Origin of the sequence: Streptomyces klenkii, from assembly GCF_003626645.1 — a bacterium.
Lineage (GTDB): Bacteria > Actinomycetota > Actinomycetes > Streptomycetales > Streptomycetaceae > Streptomyces > Streptomyces klenkii.
Window position 1 is genome coordinate 1 of record NZ_RBAM01000157.1, and the last position, 1,125, is coordinate 1,125.

Annotated in this window: 1 protein-coding gene; it reads right to left on the bottom strand. The window is 73.4% G+C overall.

From position 1 onward, the window contains the following. Positions 1-293: 293 nt before the first annotated feature. Complete coding sequence (locus D7231_RS35405) at positions 294-1,010, bottom strand: ATP-binding cassette domain-containing protein (protein ID WP_338419912.1); 717 nt, start codon at positions 1,008-1,010, stop codon at positions 294-296. Between the last annotated feature and the right edge of the window lie 115 nt (positions 1,011-1,125).

Below are 1,125 nucleotides of genomic sequence, written 5' to 3' on the forward strand. Positions count from 1 at the left end.
GGGCGCGAGCCAGGCCCTCGTGCTCGCGGCGTCCGTCGCGATCGTCATTCCACATGGCAGAGCCCCCTCGGTCGTCCAGCACCTAAACGCGTGTCAGGTTAGCCTGACACGCACTCGGCGTCAGGGCGCCATGACAATGCTGGCCGAAATCCAATTCACAGCGCCGCGCGCCGATCGGCGCCGCTTCTTAGGCGGTAGGCCATCGCCCTCGCCCGCGAGATCCGCGTCGATCACCACTGCGCCATCGCCGTGCGGCCCGGCGCGGGGCGGCCCTCGGCGAGCGTGCGGGCCGGCTACGGCGTGGCCAGCGCCGGGGTGGCGGGCCGCTGGCCTTCCTGAAGGGCTAGGAGTTCGGCGAGGACGCCTCCGGGTTTCGTGGCCAGTTCCTCGTAGGGGCCTTGCTCCACGATGCGGCCGTTGTCGAGGACGATGATGCGGTCGGCGTGGCGGGTGCTGGCCAGCCGGTGGGTGACGAGGAAGGTCGTGCGGCCGGCGGCGAGGGTGCGCAGGGAGGCGAAGAGGGCGGCCTCGGCGCGGGCATCCAGGGCGGCGGTGGGTTCGTCCATGACGAGGACCTGGGCGTCGCGGTGGAAGGCCCGCGCGAGGGCGATGCGCTGCCACTGCCCGCCGGAGAGGTCGTGTCCGCCCCACCAGGAGCGTGCCAGGGAGGTGTTCAGCCCGTCGGGCAGGGCGGCGAGGACGGCGTCTGCGCGGGCGGCTGCGGCGGCGGCGTGCACGGCCTGGTCGCCTTCCGGGCGCGGGGCGCCGAGGTGGATGTTCTCGCGGGCGGTGAGTGGCCAGAGGGTGTATTCCTGCGGGACGAGCGCGACGTGGCGCCACACGGTGTGCGGGTCGGCGTCGGCCAGGTTGGTGCCGTCCCAGCGCACGGTCCCGGCCTGGGGGAGGAACAGGCCGGTGATGAGCTGGGTGAGGGTGGTCTTGCCGGAGCCGTTCTCGCCGACGAGCGCGATGACTTCGCCGCGTTCGACCGTCAGCGACACATCGGCCACGGCGGGGCGGTCGGTGCCGGGGTAGGTGTAGGTGACGTGGCCTGGGCGCCGTCGCCGGCCGCTTCCAGGGCGTCCTCGACGCCGGGCTCCTCGTAGGCGGCCAGTTCCAGGCCGG